Source organism: Kitasatospora sp. NPDC057936 (assembly GCF_042887525.1).
Lineage (GTDB): Bacteria > Actinomycetota > Actinomycetes > Streptomycetales > Streptomycetaceae > Kitasatospora.
The window spans coordinates 1-18,787 of sequence record NZ_JBHVPD010000056.1; the positions used below are offsets into that span (position 1 = coordinate 1).

Sequence of the window (18,787 nt, forward strand, 5' to 3'; positions counted from 1 at the left end):
GCACCCACCCACCCGCCTCCCGGCGTCCTACCTCGGTGGCAGCGGCTGCCACAGGCAGCCGCAGTCCGGGTGGCCCCTCAGGCGCATCCGGCGCGGCATGCCGTCGGTGGCCGAGAACTCGCACCACCCGTTCACGCTCGGCGGCCGGCCGCCGTCGAGCAGCACCTGGACGTGGAGTGCCGCCAGGCCCGCCACGGCGGTGGCCATCGCGGTGTCGCAGGCCGGGGTGCGCGCACGCCCCGGTCCTCCGTCCGCGAGCTGGGCCAGCACCCGTGGCCACGCTGCGTCCTCGTCCTCCCTCCGCAGCACCAGGCAGTGCCCGCAGGCCGACACCCCCGGCACCACCAGGGGCCCGACCACCCCGAACTCCTCCACCACGCCCACGTAGAGATGCGGCACCCCGGCCCGCAGCAGCTGCCGCGCCTCGTACGCCCCGCCCGCGAACGCCCCGCTGCCGTCCCGCGGCGCGAGCACCACGAGATCGGGCGGCGCGTCCGCGGCCCGCCGCGGCGCGGGTGCCGGGCGACGGGCCGAGGCCCGCTGGACCGCCTCCTTGGCCGCCGTCATCCGCAGCCGCCCGACGTCGGACGGCGGTACGCCCGCGGGGGAGCAGTCGCCGGGCCGGACGCGGCCGCCGTCCTTCACCGTGACGGCCCCCGCCCCGCCCGCCGCGAGCACCGCCGCCACGGCGGCCCCGACCCGCCCCGCGCCGCGGACCTCGATCCTGGTGTCCGCCCGCCGGGCGAGCACCGCCGGTGCGGCACCCGGGCCGGAGTGGACCAGCGAGAGCGAGGCGAGGTCCGGCCCCAGCAGCTCCCGGTGCGGCTGCGGGAAGCGGGCGAGCGCGGCCTCGGCCGCCTCCGCGTCGTCGAGGAGCCCGGCCTCCTCCAGCTCGGCGAGCAGCGCCTCGGCCGGGTCGCGGCCGAGCCCGGCCTTCTCGCCGGCCGCCAGCAGCGCGGGACGGTCCCGGGTGCCGTCGAGCAGGCCCAGGAAGTCGCACAGGGTCTTGTCGGCGTGCTCGACCACTCCCGCGTAGCGGCTGATGGTCCCGAACTGCAGGGTCTCGGTGTCGCGCCAGCTGCGGGACAGGGCGGGCTTGAGGGCGAGGCGCACGGCGGTGTCCTTTCCGATCGTTTTCGGACGGCTGACGGCAGCTTGCCCGATCGGGGCGACATCGTGCGCCGGGTTATCCACAGGCGCTGGCCCATGATCACATCATCGGTTCGCAGGTCCTGTGGATAACTGGGTATCCGCTCCGGCGTCGGTTTCCGGACACCCCTTGTCGGCCTTTCGTTACCGATCACTCCACGAAAGATTTCGGCCATGGCAGCGGACTTCTGTCAGTGGTAGCGGGTAACGTCGTGTGCCATGGCAGCCGAGCGGGACTCCCATCCATCGGCGTCGCGTCGGCGTGCCCGTGCAGCGTCCGGGTCGCAAGTGGCGGCGCCGAGCACGCGCGGGCGCTCGGATCAGCAGCCGAAATCCGCGCAGCCCCAGCACCAGACGCAGCATCAGTCGCAGCACCAGGCACAGCACCAGGCGTCCCCGCCCAAGCCGGGGGAGCCGCACGACCGCACGCGGGTCGAGGTGCGCCGCAGTGCCCGCCGCAGCCGCACCGTCTCGGCCTACCGCGAGGGCGACCGCACCGTCGTCCTGATCCCGGCGCGGATGTCGCACGCCGAGGAGCAGCGGTGGGTCGCGCAGATGCTGGAGAAGCTGGCCGCGCAGGAGAGCCGCCGGATCCCGGGGGACGATGCGTTGGAGGCGCGGGCCCGCGAGCTGTCGGCCGCGTACCTGGACGGCCGGGCGAAGCCGGCCCAGGTCCGCTGGGTCACGAACCAGAATTCGCGCTGGGGCTCGTGCACGCCGAGCGAGGGGACGATCCGGCTCTCGCACCGTCTCCAGGGGATGCCGGAGTACGTGCTCGACTACGTGCTGCTGCACGAGCTGGCGCACCTGCTGGTGCCGGATCACGGTCCGGGGTTCTGGGCGCTGCTGGAGGCCTATCCCCGGACGGAGCGGGCGCGCGGGTACCTGGAGGGCGTGGTGTCGGCGGCGCGGCTGCCGCACATCCCGGGGGCCCGGAGCGCGGACCCGGAGTCCGACCCGGCGCGTTCCTGCGGCTGAGGAGCCCGGCGGGGGAGGCAGGGAAACGGGGAGGCAGGGAAACGGGGGAAGGTGGGGAGCGGGAAGGCGGGGGGAAGCGCGGCGGGGCCGCGGGATCGAACGTGGGAGCGACGGAAGGGGGCGTGGGCCTATGCGGCCCGCGCCCCCTTCCGGTTGTCGCACCTCAGCTCGTGAGCCGCCTCGCCCGCGCGACGAGGTCGCGCACCGAGTGGTCGGTCAGCTCGGGCAGGCCGTCGTAGTCGAACCAGCGCAGGTCGAGCGACTCCTCGCTGATCAGTGCCTGCGCGCCGGCCGGGGCCAGCGCGATGTACTGGACGTCCAGGTGGGTGTTCTCCGGCCGGTCCTTGCCGGTGCAGCGGACCTGGTGCCGGTCGAGCTTGGCCGGGGCGGGCCGGCCGTCGACGGCGAGCAGGGTGAGGTCCGGGATGCCGGACTCCTCGACGGCCTCGCGCAGCGCGGCCGACGCGAGGTCGGCGTCGCCCGGCTCGCAGTGCCCGCCCATCTGCAGCCACAGGCCGACCTTGGGGTGCAGGGTGAGCAGCACCCGCCCGGCCGCCGGGTCGACGACCGCGGCGCTCGCGGTGATGTGGGCGGGCAGGCAGGAGCGGTACAGGCCCTCGGGCTGCGCGTGCAGGTGTTCCAGGTAGTCCAGCCGCAGCTGTTCCTGGTCCTGGTCGGCGGGCCGCCACCGGGTCAGGGTGCCGACGGCGTCCGCGTGCAGGGCGGACGCCCCCGGGTCGGTGGCGGTCATGCGGTGGGCTCGCCCTTTCCGTCGGTGCCGTCCTGCTCGGGCCCGTTCTGCTTGGGCCCGTTCTGCTTGGGCCCGTCCTGCTCGGGCCCGTCGTTCTCGGGGGTGTCGCCCTTGGTCAGGTTCGTGGTGCCGCCGGCCGCGGCCTCGCCGAGCAGCTTGTCGAGCGCGTCGAAGTCGATGCCGCCCTCCAGGTCGCCGGACGCGCCGCGGTGCACGAAGGCGTCCGGGTCGTCGAGGTCGGCGGCGGTGGGCAGCATGTCGGGGTGCTGCCAGAGGGCGTCGCGGCCCTCGACGCCGCGCGCGTCGGCGAGCAGCGCCCAGAGCCGGGCGGCGTCGCGCAGGCGGCGCGGGCGCAGCTCCAGGCCGACGAGGGTGGCGAAGGTCTGCTCGGCGGGGCCGCCGGCGGCGCGGCGGCGGCGGACGGTCTCGCGCAGGGCTCCGGCCTGGGGCAGGTGGGGCTCGGCGGCGGTGTGGACGACGGCGTCGACCCAGCCCTCGACGAGGGCGAGCGCGGTCTCCAGGCGGGCGAGGGCGGCCTTCTGCTCGGGGGTGTCCTCGGGCTGGAGGAGGCCGCCGGCGAGCGCTTCCTGGAGCGCCTCGGGGTTGGTGGGGTCGAGCTGGCCGACGAGTTCCTCCATGCGGGAGGTGTCGACCTTGATGCCGCGGGCGTAGGCCTCGACGGCGCCCAGCAGGTGGGCGCGCAGCCACGGCACGTGGGCGAAGAGGCGCTGGTGGGCGGCCTCGCGCAGGGCGAGGTAGAGGCGGACCTCCTCGGCGGGCACGCTGAGGCCCTCGCCGAACTCGGCGACGTTCTGGGGCAGCAGCGCGGCCTTGCCGGCCGGGGCGAGGGGCAGGCCGATGTCGGTGGAGCCGACGACCTCGGCGGCGAGGGCGCCGAGGGCCTGGCCGATCTGGGTGCCGAACATGGCGCCGCCCATGGAGCGCATCATGCCCATGAGGGGGCCGGCCATGGCCTGCATCTCCTCGGGCAGGACGCCGCCCATGGCGGTGCCGACGCGTTCGGCGACGGGGTCGACGAGGTCCTTCCAGACCGGGAGGGTGGCCTCGATCCACTCGGCGCGGCTCCAGGCGACGGCGGTGCCGGCGCCGGAGGGGAACTCGGTGGCGCCGTCGAGCCAGAGGTCGGCGAGCCGGACGGCCTCGGCGACGGCGGAGCGCTCGGCGGCGCTGACCGAGCGGTCCTTGCTCTTGCCCTCGGCGGGTTCGGCGACGACGGTCTGGCGGGCGATGTTCGTGGCGAGGTCCCAGTTCACCGGGCCGCCCTCGAAGGAGAGCATCTGTCCGAGCTGCTGGAACGCGGCGCCGAGGTCGCCCGGGTTGAGGCCGCCGAACATCGCGGCGAACGGGTTGTCGCCCGCGCCGGGGGCGCCCGGGGTGCCGGGGGCGCCGGGCATCCCGAACAGCGCGCCGAAGGGGTTGCCGGCGCCGAAGCCGAAGGGCTGGGGGCCGCTCTGGTCGGCGCCCTGCGAGCCCTGGTCCTTCTTCTTCTGCTCGTCGTCGGGCTTGGCCTTGCCGTCCTCGGGCTCCTCGGGCGGAACGCCGAATCCGAAGGGAAGGTCGCTCACGGGGTCCTCGATCCGGTCGGCCGTCATACGGGTGTGGCGGGAAATCCTGCGGGCCCGGGGCGGCGGCGGAGTGGGGACTCGCGAGCGGCTCCCGCGCGGCGGGCCCGCGCCGGGTGCACCGCGGGGCCTTCGCCTCGGGCAGGATGGACGTACGTGACACACGTACGTACGCACATAAGCTAACCGTGGAGGATGGCCGGTGAGTTCCCCGCCCTCGGACGTTCGCTCTGGGCTGACCGGAGGCGAGGACGCCCCGGACACCACGGCGTCGCCGCCTCCAGCCTACGGCGGACGGCCGGTCGTCGTGGCCGTCACGGGGGCCGCGGGGGTGCTCGGCGAGCGGGTCGCGGCCCGCCTGGTGGCCTCCCCGCACGTGAAGAAGGTCCTCGCGGTGGACGACCGACGCGGTGACGTGCCGGGCGTGCAGTGGCGGGTGCTGGACGTGCGGGATCCGGCGGTCGCCGAGCGGCTGGCCGGGGTCGACGTCGTGGTGCACCTGGCGATGGACTTCGGCATGGAGTCCGATCCGCGGGCCCGCAGCGCCTACAACGTCCGCGGCGCGCAGACCGTGCTGACCGCCGCCGCGGCGGCCGGGGTGCACCGGGTGGTGCTGTGCACGTCGGCGATGGTCTACGGCGCGCTGGCCGACAACGAGGTGCCGCTGGCCGAGGACTCCGAGCTGCGGGCGACGGAGGAGGCCTCGCTGGTCGGGGACCTCCTGGAGATCGAGCGCCTGGCCCGGCGGGCGCCGCGCGCCCACCCGGGGCTGCAGGTGACGGTGCTGCGCCCGGCGGTCGTGGTGGGTCCGGGCGTGGACACGGTGCTGACCCGGCACTTCGAGGCGCCCCGGCTGCTGGTGGTGGCCGGTTCGCGGCCGTGCTGGCAGTTCTGCCACGTGGACGACCTGGCGATGGCGCTGGAGTACGCGGCGCTCGGCCTGGTCGAGGGCGAGGTGACGGTCGGCTGCGACGGCTGGCTGGAGCAGGAGGACGTGGAGCGGCTGTCCGGCATCCGCCGGATGGAGCTGCCGGCCTCCCTGGCGCTCGGCACCGCGGCCCGGCTGCACCGTCTGGGCCTGACCCCGGCGCCGGCCGGGGACCTGGCCTACACGATGTACCCGTGGGTGGTGTCCGGCAGCCGGCTGCACGAGGCGGGCTGGCGTCCGGCCTGGACGAACGAGCAGGTGCTGGCGGAGCTGCTGGCGCAGGTGGCGGGCAAGCACGCGGTGGCCGGGCGGCGGCTGGGCGGCAAGGAGGCGGCGACCAGCCTGGGCGCGGCCGGGGCGACGGTGGCGCTGGTGGGCACGGCGGCGCTGGTGCGGCGGGCGCGCAAGCGGCGCCGCTTCTGAGGAGTCCGAGGGGGCGCCCACCGAGGGGGCGTCCCGCGTGGGGACGTCCGGCGTGGGGACGTCCGGCGTGGGGACGTCCGGCAGGGCGGCCCGAGAGGGAGCCGGGCCCGGAGCGCGGGGTCGGCCGTCACCCCGACTTCTCACGATGCGAAATTCCCGGATCGTGATGCGGAAGCCCCTTGCCCGGGACCACCCCGGATGGGCAATCATGGGGTCATGTCCGAGAACCACGACCCCATCCGCCTGCTCGCCGTCCGCGACACCCCGCTCTCCCTGGACGAGGTGTACGAGGCGGTGGGCGACGACGCGGCCGGCGGCACGACCGTCTTCGTCGGGACGGTCCGTGACCACGACGGCGGCAAGTCGGTGGCCGCGCTGGAGTACAGCTGCCACCCCACGGCCGAGCAGGAGATGCGCCGCATCGCCGAGAAGATCGTCGCGGACTTCCCGGTCCGCGCGCTCGCCGCGGTGCACCGGATCGGCCGGCTGGAGATCACCGACAAGGCCGTGATCGTCGCGGTCTCCTGCGCCCACCGGGGCGAGGCCTTCGCCGCCGCGCGCCGGCTCATCGACGACCTCAAGCACGAGGTGCCGATCTGGAAGCACCAGGTCTTCGCCGACGGCGAGGAGGAGTGGGTCGGCGCCGGCAGCTGCTGAACCCGCACGTTCCCAGCACGCGGAGCGTCAGGCGCGCCGCGGCCTCACCCGAACGGGTCCGGCCGCCCGCGCCGGATACTCCCCGGCAGTGAGCCGATCGGCGCTCCCGTAACCCGGACGGCGGTGATCGCGTTGTCCGCCGGAGTGGTTAATCTGCTCATAGACACGACGAGCTGGGAGTACTGACATGGGTGCGCTCGCCTGGTTGATCATTCCGGTTGCCGCCGTCCTGCTCGCCGCCGTGTGGGCGGGCTGGGCCCAGCGGGCGCCGAGGGCCACGGGGGACCCGGCCTCACTCGCCGAACACCGGCGGTTCATGGCCGCGATGGAACGCACGACCGCCGGCAGCGCCGGTTCGGGGGAGACCTCCGGCCGGTAGCCCGGGGGGCGCCGGTTCACCCGCGTCCCGTACTGTCGTGCCATGCCACGCCGCTCCGCGACGATGCTCGCCGCCACCCTGCTGCTCATAGCGCTGCTCTGCGTCTCGGTGCTGATGAAGGTGCCGTACACGGAGATGAGCCCGGGCCCGACGTACAACACGCTCGGCCAGCAGGGGGGCAAGCCGGTGATCACCATCACCGGGCGCGACTCGTACCCGACGACCGGGCACCTGAACATGACGACCGTGCAGGTCACCGGGGCCAAGTACGAGCCCAGCCTGGTGAACGCGGTGATCGGGTGGCTGCGCGACGACGTGATGGTGGTGCCGCACGACAACGTCTACCCCAAGGGGCAGTCGGACGCGGACGCGAAGAAGCAGAACGCCGAGGAGTTCGCCTCCTCCGAGGACAGCGCCCGCACCGCGGCGCTCAAGCAACTGGGCATCCCGGTCGGCAACGACCTGATCGTCAAGACGGTCACCGCGGGCGCGCCCGCCGAGGGCCGGCTGCACGCGGGCGACCAGATCGTCGCCGTCGACGGCACCGCGGTGACGACGACGGACCAGGTGGCCGCGGGCGTCACCAAGCACAAGCCGGGCGAGTCGGTGGTCTTCACCGTCGTCCCGCGGCTCAAGGACACCTCGGGCAACGGCGCCGCGGACCCGGCGGCCCGCACCGACGTCACCGTCCCGACCGTGGCGGCCAGGGACCTCGACCCGAAGGCCCCGGCCGAGCGCGCCGGCCTCGCGGTGGTCGGCATCGGCACCGGGATCCGGCACACCTACCCGTTCCAGATCGACATCGGCCTGCAGGACGTGGGCGGGCCGAGCGCCGGCCTGATGTTCTCGCTCGGCATCATCGACAAGCTGACCCCGGGCGGCGACCTCACCGGCGGCAGGTTCGTCGCGGGCACCGGCACCATCGACGACGACGGCAAGGTCGGGCCGATCGGCGGGATATCGATGAAGATCATCGCCGCCCGCGACGCCGGCGCCGAGTACTTCCTCACCCCGTCCGGCAACTGCGCCGAGGCGGGCAAGAACGTCCCGTCCGGGCTGACCCTGGTCAAGACGGACACGCTGGACGGCGCGCTGAAGTCGCTGGAGCAGATCCGCTCCGGCCAGACCTCCGCGCTGCCGTCCTGCGCCGCGAAGTAGCGATCCGCCACGGCGGGCCCCGCCGTGCGGTAGGGCCACGGGGGGCGGCTACGCGAAGGTCGCCAGCAGGGCCTCGGTCAGGCCGGGCACCAGGTCGGGGCCGGTCAGCACCTCGCGCGCGGTGTCCTTGGAGCGCAGCCGCAGCGCGATCTCCTTCTTGCCGTCGCGCAGCACGGCGGCGGTGATCCGCACCTCCTCGCGCTTGGGGTGGTTGGCCACCCACTCGGTGAGCTGGGCGTCGCTGGCGTTGCGCGGGCGGCTCTGCTCGGCGCCCGGCGGCAGCATGAGGCGCTCGACGACCAGGGCGCAGCCGGCGACGGCGTCGGGCCAGGCGATGGTGCCGAGGAACTTGTCGAGGGGGGTGCCGGCCGGGATCTCGTCCTGCTCGACGGGGGTGAGGCCGGCCGCGTCGTCGTCGGTGAGGCCGAGCTGCTTGGCGACCCGGGGGTCGGCCTTGCGCAGGGCGCCGGAGTCGACGAGGGCGAAGAGGCGGGCGGGCAGGTCCCAGCCGAGGGTGGCGGCGTACTCGTCGATCTCCAGGGCGGCGCGGGTGAGGGGGGTGGCCGCGGGGAGGGTGGAGACGTCGTCGGGGGAGTCGGGCTGGGGCGTGGCGGTGGCGTCGGACATGTCTCAATCCTCACACGCCGGGTGGGGCTTGCCGCGCCGGGCGGTGCGGGTGGTGTGGAGGAGCGGCGTCGTAACCGTCTGCTAACGGTGGGAACTCGGTCGGAGCCTGGTTAAGTTGCTCTGAAGACCGACCGACTCCAGACGACACAGCTGAGGTGCCACCGTGGTATTCCAGATGCCGGAACGCTCAGGGCCGGGTTTCCGGCGCAGGGTAGGTCCGCCCTCCCGGCGGGCGCGGGTGGCCCTGCTGACCCTGGGCGTGCTCGCGGTGCTGTTCCTGCTGTTCGTCATGTTCGCGGGTTTCTGGACGGACTGGCTGTGGTTCAGGTCGGTCCACTACGCGTCGGTGTTCACGACCCAGCTGTGGACGAAGGTCGGCCTGTTCGCGGTGTTCGGGCTGCTGATGGCGCTGATCGTCGGCTTCAACGTGTGGCTGGCGCACCGGCTGCGCCCGCCGCTGTCGGCGATGTCGGTGGAGCAGCAGAGCCTGGACCGCTACCGGGCGGGGCTGGCGCCGTTCAAGCGCTGGGCGCTGATCGGCGTGTCGCTGGTGATCGGCCTGGTGGCGGGGGCGGCGGCGTCGGGGCAGTGGCGCACGTGGCTGATGTGGACGAACGCGACGTCCTTCGGTGAGAAGGACGCGCAGTTCGGCATGGACGTGTCGTTCTACGCCTTCGACCTGCCGTTCTACGAGTTCGTGCTGGGCTTCGCGTTCAGCGCGGTGATCGTGTCGCTGCTGACCTCGGTGCTGGTGCACTACCTGTACGGCGGGCTGCGGCTGCAGGGGCCCGGCCGGCGGGCGAGTGCGGGGGCGCAGGGGCACCTGGCGGTGCTGCTGGGCGTGTTCGTGCTGCTGAAGGCGGTGGCGTACTGGCTGGACCGGTACGCGCTGGCGGTCAAGACCGGCTCGTACAAGGGTGTTTCGGGCTGGACGGGCCTGCGGTACGTGGACGCGAACGCGTTCCTGCCGGCGAAGACGATCCTGTTCTTCGTGGCGATCATCTGCGCGGTGCTGTTCTTCCTGACGCCGGTGCGGCGCACGTGGGCGCCGGCGCTGATCGGCCTGGGGCTGATGGTGCTGTCGGCGGTGCTGATCGGCGGGGTGTACCCGGCGATCGTGCAGCAGTTCCAGGTGAAGCCGAACGAGCAGGCCAAGGAGACGCCGTACATCCAGAAGAACATCGACGCGACGCGTCGGGCGTACGGCATCGCGGACGCGCAGACGTCGCAGTACACCCCGCAGGGGTCGACGACGGCGGACGCGCTGAAGCCGGACGCGCAGACGATCGCCGACATCCGCCTGCTGGACCCGAACATCGTGTCGCCGACGTTCCAGTCGATCGAGCAGCAGCGCAACTACTACGCGTTCCCCAACACGCTGGACGTGGACCGCTACGGCGCGGGCACGGACAAGCAGGACACCGTGATCGGGCTGCGCGAGCTGGACCTGAACGGTGTGCAGCGCAACTGGATCAACGACCACTTCAAGTACACGCACGGCTACGGCGCGGTGGTCGCCAAGGGCAACCAGGTCAACGACAAGGGCCAGCCGGTGTTCACCGAGTCGGGCCTGCCGGCGACCGGGGCGCTCGGCGACTACCAGCAGCGGGTCTACTACGGCGAGAAGACGACGACGTACTCGATCGTCGGCGGCTCGAACCAGGAGATCGACTACACGACCGAGACCGGCGAGAACAAGCAGTACCAGTACACCGGCAACAGCGGTGTCTCGCTGGACAATCCGCTCACCCGGGCCGCGTACGCGGTGCGCTTCGCCGAGCCGCAGATGCTGTACGCGGGGGCGATCACCGACGGCGCGAAGGTGATCTACAACCGGACGCCGAAGGAGCGGGTGGAGAAGGTCGCCCCGTGGCTGTCGATCGATGCCGACCCGTACCCGGTGGTGCAGGACGGCCGGGTGGTGTGGGTGCTGGACGGCTACACGACGTCCGACGGCTACCCGTTCGCGTCCAAGACGACGCTGGGCACGGCGACGAAGGACTCGCTGACCAACCAGCGCGGCGAGCTGCTGTCGGTGGCCAACAAGGTCAACTACATCCGCAACTCGGTGAAGGCCACGGTCGACGCGTACACCGGCGAGGTGAAGCTCTACCAGTGGGACGACAACGACCCGGTGCTGAAGACGTGGATGAAGGCGTTCCCGGGCACGGTCGAGCCGAAGGCGGACATCCCGGCGACGCTGCTGCCGCACCTGCGCTACCCGCAGGACATGTTCAAGGTGCAGCGCGACCTGCTCGGCCAGTACCACGTGACGGACGCCAACTCGTTCTTCAACGGCAGTGACATCTGGCAGGTCCCGGTGGACCCGACGAGCGACACCAAGCAGGTGCAGCCGCCGTACTACCTGACGCTGCGCATGCCGGACCCGGAGGTCACGTCGGCGAGCTTCTCGCTGACGACGACGTTCGTGCCCAACGGCCGGGACAACCTGGCGGCGTTCATGGCGGTCGACGCCGATCCGGGCCCGGACTACGGGAAGATCCGGATCCTGAAGGTGCCGGGCGACAGCAAGACGCTCGGCCCGAACCTGGTGCAGTCGCAGTTCAACTCCCGCCCCGAGGTGGCGCAGCAGATCACGCTGCTGAAGAGCGGCGGCGACTCGGACCTGGAGTACGGGAACCTGCTGACGCTGCCGGTGGGCGGCGGGCTGCTCAACGTCGAGCCGGTGTACGTGCGCGGGCGCGGCGCCAAGTACCCGACGCTGCAGAAGGTCCTGGTGGTGTACGGGAACGACAACGTGGCGTTCGAGAACACGCTGGAGGAGGCGCTGCGCAAGGTGTTCGCGGGGGCCGCGCCGGCGACGACGCCGACGGCGCCGAGCACTCCGGGCAATCCGGCGAACCCGGGGACCCCGGCGAACCCGGGCACGTCGACGGGGCCGACGACGCCGCAGCCGGGCGGGACGATCTCGCCGGAGCTGCAGAAGGCGCTGTCGGACGCGGAGAAGGCGTACAACGACGGCCAGACGGCGTTCAAGAACGGCGACTGGGTGGCGTACGGCAACGCGCAGAAGGCGCTGGGCGACGCCTTGAAGGCCGCCGACGCGGCCCGCTCCGGCGCTCCGGCGCCGGCCGCCCCGAGCGGCGGCCCGTCCGCCACCGCGGGCGGGTCGCCGAGCCCGAAGCCGTGAGCCGCCGGGCCCGCGCCCGCTGAGCTGCGGCAACCGATTTCGGTTCCGCCCCGCGTCCGTGCTACTGTTGAGTCACCGACGCGGGGTGGAGCAGCTCGGTAGCTCGCTGGGCTCATAACCCAGAGGTCGCAGGTTCAAATCCTGTCCCCGCTACTCAGTAGTGACAGAGGCCCGGAGGATTCGTCCTCCGGGCCTCTGGCGTTTTCGCCCCGAAGCGGCGGGAACCGCTCCGGTACTATCGACCGTCGCCAACGATGACGGCACCGGGTTTGTGGGGTTGAAGTGTCGGGAAATCGACAAAGCGCCGAAGCAATTTCGTCGGCTTCGGGGCAGCCCCGCCCGAATTCGGCCGGGGCAGGTGTACGCGGGTTGCGGGTGGTGCGACGATGGGACACATGGGGGACGGTGCACGGCTGCTGACCAGCCGTCGGGTCCGGCGCTTCCCCTGGAGGACCCCCCGGCCGGTGGCTGGGGGAGGATGCCGCGACACTCTGGGGGAGCGGGAGTCCGGATGAGGCTGATCGGCAAGAACGGGCCAGGTGCCAGGTCCGGCGCCGCCACCGAGGCGGACACCGACGCCTGGGCGGAGAGCCCCGAGAGCCGTCCCGGCGCCCTGCCCGCCCAGCGCACCGGCGGCCTTGCCGAGCGCCGCGCGGCCGGCTGCGGCCCCGACAGCCTCGTCCACGTGCCCACCCGTCAGTTCACCTCCGCCGTCGGCCCGTACGGCGAGTCCGCGGACGGCTCCGGCGGCGCCCACGGCGGCGGCGCCCTCGACCCGGCGGGCCTGGACACCACCAGCTTCGAGACCGCGCTGGCCGCCCGCGAGCAGGCCGCGCTGGAGGCCCGGCACCGCCGCGCCGCCGAGGAGGGCGACCCGGACGCCGCCTCCCGGCTCGGCACGCTGCTGCTGCGCCGCGGCGAACTGGAGGACGCCGAGCCGTACCTGCGCGCCGCCGCCGCGGCCGGGGTCCGCGCCGCCTCCAACAACCTGGGCGTGCTGCTGCACCAGCAGGGCCACCGCGCCGAGGCCGCCCAGTGGTGGCGCCAGGCCGCCGTCGCCGGCAGCGCCCCCGCCGCGCACGCGCTCGGCCTCCAGCTGCGCGACCAGGGCGAGGAGGAGGCCGCCGAGTACTGGCTGCACTTCGCCGCCGACCACGGCCACCCGCTCGGCGCCTACGCGCTCGGCGACCTGATGGAGCACCGGCGCGACGTCCGCGCCGAGCGCTGGTTCAAGGTGTCCGCCGACGCCGGCCACCGCGAGGCCGCCTACCGGCTGGCCCGGATGCGCGAGGCGGCCGGCGACAAGGACACCGCCGAGACCTGGTACCGCACCGCCGCCGCCCGCAGCCACGCCCGGGCCGCGCTGCGCCTGGGCGTGCTGCTCGAGGAGCGGGCCGGAGCCGACCAGGCGCTGCTGGACGAGGCCGCCCGCTGGTACCGGCAGTCCGCGCAGAACGGCGAGCCGCGGGCCGCGTGCGCGCTCGGCTTCCTGCTGCGCGACTCCGGGGACGTCGCGGCCGCCGCCGAGTGGTGGCAGGAGGCCGCCGAGGCCGGGGACGGCAACGCCGCCAACGCGCTCGGCGCGCTGCACGCGAGCCGCGGCGAGGCCAAGGAGGCCGAGCACTGGTACCGCGGTGCGCTGGACGCGGGCGACCACAACGGCGCCTTCAACCTCGGGCTGCTGTGCGCCGGCACCGGCCGTGAGCAGCAGGCCGAGCAGTGGTACCGGCGGGCCGCGTACGCCGGGCACCGGGAGGCGTGCAACGCGCTGGCCGTGGTGCTGCTCCAGCGCGGCGACGAGTCCGGCGCCGAGCCGTGGTTCTCCAAGGCGGCCGAGGCGGGCAGCGTCGACGGCGCGTTCAACCTCGGCGTGCTGCACGCCGGGCGCGGCGAGCACCAGCAGGCGCAGGAGTGGTACGCGCGGGCCGCCGCCGAGGGCCACGGCGAGGCGGCGCTGCAGCTCGCGGTCGCCCAGGAGCAGCGCGGCAACCTGGCGGGCGCGCTGGAGCGCTACCGGCAGGCGGCGGCGGGCGGTTCGGCCGAGGGCGCGTTCCGGCTGGCGTCGGTGCTGGACCGGCGGGGCGACGCGGACGCGGAGGCCGAGCACTGGTACGCGGTGGCGGCGGACGCCGGGCACCGCCGGGCGCAGGTGCGCATGGGCGTGCGGGCGGCCGAGCGCGGCGCGCTGGAGATCGCCGAGAGCTGGTACCGGCGGGCGGCGGAGGCCGGGAGCCGCAGCGCGGCGTTCAACCTGGGGCTGCTGCTGGCCCGGCAGGACAGCGAGGCCGAGGCGATGCTCTGGTACACCCGGGCGGCGGACGCCGGGCACGGGCGGGCGGCGCTGCGCCTGGCGCTGCTGGCGCTGCGGCGGGGGGAGCCGGTGCAGGCGGAGAACTGGTGCCGCCGGGCGGCCGACTACGGGCCGGCCGAGGTGGCGGAGCGGGCGGGGCGGCTGCTCGGGGCGCTGCACGCGGAGCTGAGCGCGTAGCGGCTGCGGGCTGAGCGGTGGCGTGGCCTAGCGGGCCGGCGCGTGCGTACAGTCCGGACAGAGCCCGCGGTAGGTGATCTCGGCGCCGGAGAGGACGAAGCCGAAGCGCTCGGTGGCGGGCAGGGCGGCGAGCGGGTCGCCGTGGGGGTGGACGTCGCGGATCGCGCCGCAGCCCGAGCAGACCAGGTGCTGGTGGGCGTGGCGGGCGTTGGGGTCGTAGCGCTTGGCGCGGCCGTCGGTGGCGACCTCCAGGACCTCGCCGAGGGCGACGAGTTCGCCGAGCGTGTTGTAGACGGTCGCGCGGCTGATCTCGGGCAGGTGCCGGGCGGCGCGGGCGTGCACCTCGTCGGCGGTGAGGTGGACGTGTTCGCCGTCGAGGACCTCGGCCACGACCCGGCGCTGCGAGGTCAGGCGCCACCCACGTCCGCGAAGTCGTTCCAGCAGGTCGCTCATGCGCACCAGAGTAGGTCACGCTCTGAGATTGGTGCCAGTATTGACTTAGACAAAGTCCAAGTTAGGATCGAGTCCTCACGATCGGATCACGCGGAGGCTTCTCTCATGACGACCCAGGACGAGCTGCGCCCCACCCTCACCACGGAGGCGGGCGCCCCCGTCGCCGACAACCAGAACACCGAGACGGCGGGTGTCGGCGGCCCGGCGCTCATCCAGGACCAGCTGCTGTTCGAGAAGCTCGCGCACTTCAACCGCGAGCGCATCCCGGAGCGCGTGGTGCACGCCCGCGGCGCCGCGGCCTACGGCACCTTCACGGTGACGGCCGACGTGACGCCCTACACCCGGGCCGGCTTCCTCGCCGAGATCGGCAAGCAGACCGAGGTCTTCCTGCGCTTCTCCACCGTGGCCGGCAACCTCGGCTCCGCCGACGCGGTGCGCGACCCGCGCGGCTTCGCGCTGAAGTTCTACACCGAGGAGGGCAACTACGACCTCGTCGGCAACAACACCCCCGTGTTCTTCATCAAGGACGCGATCAAGTTCCCCGACTTCATCCACACCCAGAAGCGCGACCCGTACACCGGCTCGCAGGAGGCGGACAACGTCTGGGACTTCTGGGGCCTGTCGCCCGAGTCGACCCACCAGGTGACCTGGCTGTTCGGCGACCGCGGCATCCCGGCGACCTACCGCCACCTCAACGGCTACGGCTCGCACACCTTCCAGTGGCAGAACGAGGCCGGCGAGCACTTCTGGGTCAAGTACCACTTCAAGACCGACCAGGGCATCCGCAACCTCACCCAGGACGAGGCCAACCGCCTCGCCGGCGAGGACCCGGACAGCCACCAGCGCGACCTGCGCGAGGCGATCGAGCGCGGCGAGTTCCCGACCTGGACCGTGCAGGTCCAGATCATGCCGGCGGCCGACGCGGCGAACTACCGCTTCAACCCCTTCGACCTGACCAAGGTGTGGCCGCACGCGGACTACCCGCCGGTCGAGATCGGCAAGCTGGAGCTCAACCGCAACCCCGACAACGTCTTCGCCGAGGTCGAGCAGTCGATCTTCTCCCCGGCGCACTTCGTGCCCGGCATCGGCCCGTCCCCCGACAAGATGCTCCAGGGCCGCCTGTTCGCCTACGCGGACGCCCACCGCTACCGCGTCGGCATCAACGCCGACCACCTGCCGGTGAACCGCCCGCACGCCACCGCGGCGCGCACCAACAGCCGCGACGGCTACCTGTACGACGGCCGCCACGGCCGCCAGAAGAACTACGAGCCGAACAGCTTCGGCGGCCCGGTCGAGACCGGCCGCCCGCTGTGGGCCGCCACCTCCGTCACCGGCGCGACCGGCAACCACGTGGCGCCCTCGCACGCCGAGGACGACGACTTCGTGCAGGCCGGCAACCTCTACCGCCTCTACTCCGAGGACGAGAAGCAGCGCCTGATCGCGGGCCTGGCCGGCTTCATCGCCAAGGTCTCGGAGGACCGCGAGGACATCGTGGAGCGGGCCGTCGACAACTTCCGCAAGGCCGACGCCGACTACGGGCAGCGGCTGGAGGCGGCCGTCCGGGAGCTGCGCAAGAAGTAGCCGCGGACTTGCCCCGAGAAAGACGGCGGGCCCCTCGACCAGCTCCCACTGGTCGAGGGGCCCGCGATCACGTCCGGGGACGGGTCGCGTCAGACGCTCAGGCGCCGCAGCGTCTCCTCGTGCAGCAGGCCGTTGCTGGCGACGGCGTCCGCGCCGCCCGGGCCCGGGACGCCGTCCAGGCCGGTGAAGCGACCGCCGGCCTCCTCGACGATGATGCAGTTGGCGGCCATGTCCCACAGCGACAGCTCGGGCTCGGCGGCGATGTCCACGGCGCCCTCGGCGACCATCATGTAGGACCAGAAGTCGCCGTAGGCGCGGGTGCGCCAGCAGGCCCGGGTGAGGTCGAGGAACGGGTCGAGGCGCCCGCGCTCCTCCCAGCCGGACAGCGAGGAGTAGGAGAAGGAGGCGTCCTCGATGCGCGAGACGCCGGAGACGTGGATCCGCGAGGCCTTGGCGAGGCTGCGGCCCGCGTAGGCGCCGAGGTCCTTGGCGGCCCACCAGCGGCGGCCGATCGCGGGGGCCGAGACGATGCCGACCACCGGGCGCCCGACGCCGTCCGGGCCGTCCTCCAGCAGGGCGATCAGGGTGGCCCAGACCGGCACCCCGCGGATGTAGTTCTTGGTGCCGTCGATCGGGTCGATCACCCAGCGGCGCGGGCCGGAGCCCTGGAGGCCGAACTCCTCGCCGAGGACGGCGTCGCGCGGGCGGGCGCGCTGCAGGATGCCGCGCACCAGTTCCTCGGCGGCCTTGTCGGCGTCGCTGACGGGGGTGAGGTCGGGCTTGGTCTCGACCGCGAGGTCGAGCGCGCGGAAGCGCTCCAGGGTGACCGAGTCGGCCGAGTCGGCGAGGACGTGGGCGAGTCGGAGGTCGTCGTGGTAGTCGGCCATGTCCGAAACCCTAGCGAGCCCGCCCGGATCGGGACAGCCGGGCTCACGGAGTGAACGCTCATCGGCCCGCGGCTCAATGGGTGGTGCCGCTGAGCTGCAGGCCGATGACGCCGGCGATCACCAGGGAGATCGAGACCAGCTTGAGCACCGACGTCGTCTCGTCCAGGAAGACCATGCCGTAGATGGCGGTGCCGGCCGCGCCGATGCCGGTCCACACCGCGTAGGCCGGACCGACCGGCAGGCTCTTGAGCGAGAGGGTCAGCAGGCCGAAGCTGCTGAGGGCGAACACGCAGAAGCTGATGGTGGGCCAGAGCCTGGTGAAGCCCTCGCTGAGCTTGAGGTTGATCGCGAAGCCGGTCTCCAGCAGGCCGGCCAGGATCACCAGGGCCCATGCCATCGCGTGCCCTCCCTGTCGATCGACGGGTCGGACCGCACAGTGGTCCGACTTTCCTATGATCGCCAGGGCGGCGCGGTCCGACACCTCGAACGGGCCACCGGCCTCGCCGGGACGCGGCGGGGCCGGGCGGGGTCAGTCGTCCTCGCGGGCCTCCTTGCTGGCCAGCAGGCGGCGCAGCGAGTAGAGCCGGGCGGCGTCGGCGTGGCCGTCGGCGACCCAGGCGTCCAGGGCGCAGTCCGGCTCGTCGTGGCTGCAGGCGCGCGGGCAGTCGACCGTGCCCGGCTCCAGGTCGGGGAAGGCGAGGATGACCCGGGACGGGTCGATGTGGGAGAGGCCGAAGGAGCGGAAGCCCGGGGTGTCGATCACCCAGCCCGAGTTCAGCGCCTTCTTGGAGCCGGCCTTGGCGCCCGGGGGCGGGGGCAGGCGCAGCGCGAGGGCCGAGACGGTGGTGTGCCGGCCGCGGCCGGTGACGGCGTTGACGTGGCCGGTCTGCCGTTGGCGGTCCGGGACGAGGGCGTTGACCAGGGTGGTCTTGCCGACGCCGGAGTGGCCGATGAACACGGTGGAGCGGCCGCGCAGGTGCTCGCGTACGGCCTCGGCGCCCGCGCTCTCCAGTTCGTCCCGGCGGGTGACGACGTAGTCGATGCCGAGCGGCGCGTAGGACTCCAGGAGCGTTTCGGCGGACGCGAGGTCGGCCTTGGTGAGCACGAGCAGGGGTTCCATGCCCGCGTCGTAGGCGGCCACCAGGCAGCGGTCGATCAGCCGGGGCCGGGGCTCCGGGTCGGCCAGGGCGGTGACGATGGCGAGCTTCTCGGCGTTGGCGACGACGATCCGCTCGTACGGGTCGTCGTCGTCCGCGGTGCGCCGCAGCACGGAGGTGCGTTCCTCGACCCGGACGATCCGGGCGAGGGTGTCGGCGTCCCCGGAGAGGTCGCCGACGATGTTGACGACGTCGCCGACGACGACGCCCTTGCGGCCCAGTTCGCGGGCCTTCATGGCGACGATCTGGCGTTCCTGCTTGGTCCCCGGGTCGATCAGGCAGGTGATCCGGCCGCGGTCGACGGTCAGCACCATCGCCTCGGCGGCGTCCTCGTGTTTGGGCCGGATCCGGGTCCGTGGCCGGGAGCCCCGGCGGGCGGGGCGGTTGCGGATGTCGTCCTCGTCGGCGTCCTTGCCGTAGCGGCGCATGGCTTCAGT

Annotated in this window: 16 protein-coding genes and 1 tRNA gene; 9 read left to right on the forward strand and 8 right to left on the reverse strand. The window is 73.3% G+C overall.

Features of this window, described 5'->3' with window-relative positions; all coding sequences use genetic code 11:
• Positions 1–27 precede the first annotated feature (27 nt).
• Positions 28–1,113 (reverse strand): ThiF family adenylyltransferase, encoded by a 1,086-nt coding sequence (locus ACFVU9_RS26510; protein WP_380505085.1) that lies wholly within the window; start codon positions 1,111–1,113, stop codon positions 28–30.
• A 324-nt stretch (positions 1,114–1,437) separates the two neighbouring features.
• Between ACFVU9_RS26510 and ACFVU9_RS26515 the strand changes: the two genes are divergently transcribed.
• Positions 1,438–2,127 (forward strand): M48 family metallopeptidase, encoded by a 690-nt coding sequence (locus ACFVU9_RS26515; protein ID WP_387597483.1) that lies wholly within the window; start codon positions 1,438–1,440, stop codon positions 2,125–2,127.
• 163 nt (positions 2,128–2,290) lie between these two features.
• On the opposite strand, the gene ACFVU9_RS26520 is transcribed toward ACFVU9_RS26515, so the two are convergent.
• Both ACFVU9_RS26520 and ACFVU9_RS26525 read right to left on the reverse strand, forming a co-directional pair.
• Positions 2,291–2,878 carry an NUDIX domain-containing protein gene (locus ACFVU9_RS26520; RefSeq protein ID WP_359966250.1) on the reverse strand — a complete coding sequence of 196 codons (588 nt, stop codon included), beginning with the start codon at positions 2,876–2,878 and terminating at the stop codon, positions 2,291–2,293.
• Positions 2,875–4,464 carry a zinc-dependent metalloprotease gene (locus tag ACFVU9_RS26525; protein WP_387597487.1) on the reverse strand — a complete coding sequence of 530 codons (1,590 nt, stop codon included), beginning with the start codon at positions 4,462–4,464 and terminating at the stop codon, positions 2,875–2,877. The genes ACFVU9_RS26520 and ACFVU9_RS26525 overlap by 4 nt, the downstream gene beginning before the upstream one ends.
• Positions 4,465–4,663: 199 nt before the next feature.
• Here ACFVU9_RS26525 and ACFVU9_RS26530 point away from each other — a divergent pair, with 199 nt between their 5' ends.
• From ACFVU9_RS26530 to ACFVU9_RS26545, 4 genes are all read left to right on the forward strand, one after another.
• On the forward strand, positions 4,664–5,812 hold the full coding sequence (locus ACFVU9_RS26530; protein ID WP_380438460.1) for an NAD-dependent epimerase/dehydratase family protein: 1,149 nt from the start codon (positions 4,664–4,666) through the stop codon (positions 5,810–5,812).
• A 216-nt stretch (positions 5,813–6,028) separates the two neighbouring features.
• On the forward strand, positions 6,029–6,469 hold the full coding sequence (locus ACFVU9_RS26535) for a molybdenum cofactor biosynthesis protein MoaE (RefSeq protein WP_359966241.1): 441 nt from the start codon (positions 6,029–6,031) through the stop codon (positions 6,467–6,469).
• Positions 6,470–6,656: 187 nt separating this feature from the next.
• Positions 6,657–6,848, forward strand: coding sequence for a hypothetical protein (locus tag ACFVU9_RS26540; protein WP_380438464.1), 192 nt, complete (start codon positions 6,657–6,659; stop codon positions 6,846–6,848).
• 42 nt (positions 6,849–6,890) lie between these two features.
• Positions 6,891–8,006 (forward strand): PDZ domain-containing protein, encoded by a 1,116-nt coding sequence (locus tag ACFVU9_RS26545; protein WP_380438466.1) that lies wholly within the window; start codon positions 6,891–6,893, stop codon positions 8,004–8,006.
• Between the two features lie 48 nt (positions 8,007–8,054).
• Here the strand turns inward: ACFVU9_RS26545 and ACFVU9_RS26550 are convergent, their stop codons facing one another.
• Positions 8,055–8,633 (reverse strand): PPA1309 family protein, encoded by a 579-nt coding sequence (locus ACFVU9_RS26550; RefSeq protein ID WP_380438468.1) that lies wholly within the window; start codon positions 8,631–8,633, stop codon positions 8,055–8,057.
• A gap of 175 nt (positions 8,634–8,808) precedes the next feature.
• Here ACFVU9_RS26550 and ACFVU9_RS26555 point away from each other — a divergent pair, with 175 nt between their 5' ends.
• From ACFVU9_RS26555 to ACFVU9_RS26565, 3 genes are all read left to right on the forward strand, one after another.
• Complete coding sequence (locus ACFVU9_RS26555) at positions 8,809–11,784, forward strand: UPF0182 family protein (RefSeq protein WP_380438470.1); 2,976 nt, start codon at positions 8,809–8,811, stop codon at positions 11,782–11,784.
• Positions 11,785–11,863: 79 nt separating this feature from the next.
• Positions 11,864–11,937, forward strand: a tRNA-Met gene (locus ACFVU9_RS26560).
• Positions 11,938–12,295: 358 nt separating this feature from the next.
• On the forward strand, positions 12,296–14,272 hold the full coding sequence (locus ACFVU9_RS26565; protein ID WP_380505094.1) for a tetratricopeptide repeat protein: 1,977 nt from the start codon (positions 12,296–12,298) through the stop codon (positions 14,270–14,272).
• 27 nt (positions 14,273–14,299) lie between these two features.
• Here the strand turns inward: ACFVU9_RS26565 and ACFVU9_RS26570 are convergent, their stop codons facing one another.
• The gene (locus tag ACFVU9_RS26570) at positions 14,300–14,725 is read right to left on the reverse strand and encodes a Fur family transcriptional regulator (RefSeq protein WP_380438474.1); all 426 of its coding nucleotides are present in this window, start codon (positions 14,723–14,725) and stop codon (positions 14,300–14,302) included.
• A gap of 105 nt (positions 14,726–14,830) precedes the next feature.
• Here ACFVU9_RS26570 and ACFVU9_RS26575 point away from each other — a divergent pair, with 105 nt between their 5' ends.
• Positions 14,831–16,306 carry a catalase gene (locus ACFVU9_RS26575; protein ID WP_387597494.1) on the forward strand — a complete coding sequence of 492 codons (1,476 nt, stop codon included), beginning with the start codon at positions 14,831–14,833 and terminating at the stop codon, positions 16,304–16,306.
• Positions 16,307–16,395: 89 nt separating this feature from the next.
• Here the strand turns inward: ACFVU9_RS26575 and hisN are convergent, their stop codons facing one another.
• From hisN to rsgA, 3 genes are all read right to left on the reverse strand, one after another.
• Positions 16,396–17,193, reverse strand: a complete 798-nt coding sequence (gene hisN, locus ACFVU9_RS26580) for a histidinol-phosphatase (RefSeq protein ID WP_380438478.1) — start codon at positions 17,191–17,193, stop codon at positions 16,396–16,398.
• A 73-nt stretch (positions 17,194–17,266) separates the two neighbouring features.
• Positions 17,267–17,590: a DMT family transporter gene (locus ACFVU9_RS26585; RefSeq protein ID WP_380438480.1), complete on the reverse strand. Its 324-nt coding sequence runs from the start codon at positions 17,588–17,590 to the stop codon at positions 17,267–17,269.
• 132 nt (positions 17,591–17,722) lie between these two features.
• The gene (gene rsgA, locus ACFVU9_RS26590; protein WP_380438482.1) at positions 17,723–18,778 is read right to left on the reverse strand and encodes a ribosome small subunit-dependent GTPase A; all 1,056 of its coding nucleotides are present in this window, start codon (positions 18,776–18,778) and stop codon (positions 17,723–17,725) included.
• Positions 18,779–18,787 lie beyond the last annotated feature (9 nt).

What these genes read in the sequence shown, in the direction of transcription:
- ACFVU9_RS26585 (WP_380438480.1), bottom strand. Translation starts at nt 17,590, where the DNA reads ATGGCATGGGCCCTGGTGATCCTGGCCGGCCTGCTGGAGACCGGCTTC.
- rsgA (WP_380438482.1), bottom strand. Translation starts at nt 18,778, where the DNA reads ATGCGCCGCTACGGCAAGGACGCCGACGAGGACGACATCCGCAACCGC.
- ACFVU9_RS26565 (WP_380505094.1), top strand. Translation starts at nt 12,296, where the DNA reads ATGAGGCTGATCGGCAAGAACGGGCCAGGTGCCAGGTCCGGCGCCGCC.
- ACFVU9_RS26555 (WP_380438470.1), top strand. Translation starts at nt 8,809, where the DNA reads ATGCCGGAACGCTCAGGGCCGGGTTTCCGGCGCAGGGTAGGTCCGCCC.
- ACFVU9_RS26575 (WP_387597494.1), top strand. Translation starts at nt 14,831, where the DNA reads ATGACGACCCAGGACGAGCTGCGCCCCACCCTCACCACGGAGGCGGGC.
- ACFVU9_RS26535 (WP_359966241.1), top strand. Translation starts at nt 6,029, where the DNA reads ATGTCCGAGAACCACGACCCCATCCGCCTGCTCGCCGTCCGCGACACC.
- hisN (WP_380438478.1), bottom strand. Translation starts at nt 17,193, where the DNA reads ATGGCCGACTACCACGACGACCTCCGACTCGCCCACGTCCTCGCCGAC.
- ACFVU9_RS26550 (WP_380438468.1), bottom strand. Translation starts at nt 8,633, where the DNA reads ATGTCCGACGCCACCGCCACGCCCCAGCCCGACTCCCCCGACGACGTC.
- ACFVU9_RS26540 (WP_380438464.1), top strand. Translation starts at nt 6,657, where the DNA reads ATGGGTGCGCTCGCCTGGTTGATCATTCCGGTTGCCGCCGTCCTGCTC.
- ACFVU9_RS26570 (WP_380438474.1), bottom strand. Translation starts at nt 14,725, where the DNA reads ATGAGCGACCTGCTGGAACGACTTCGCGGACGTGGGTGGCGCCTGACC.
- ACFVU9_RS26545 (WP_380438466.1), top strand. Translation starts at nt 6,891, where the DNA reads ATGCCACGCCGCTCCGCGACGATGCTCGCCGCCACCCTGCTGCTCATA.
- ACFVU9_RS26520 (WP_359966250.1), bottom strand. Translation starts at nt 2,878, where the DNA reads ATGACCGCCACCGACCCGGGGGCGTCCGCCCTGCACGCGGACGCCGTC.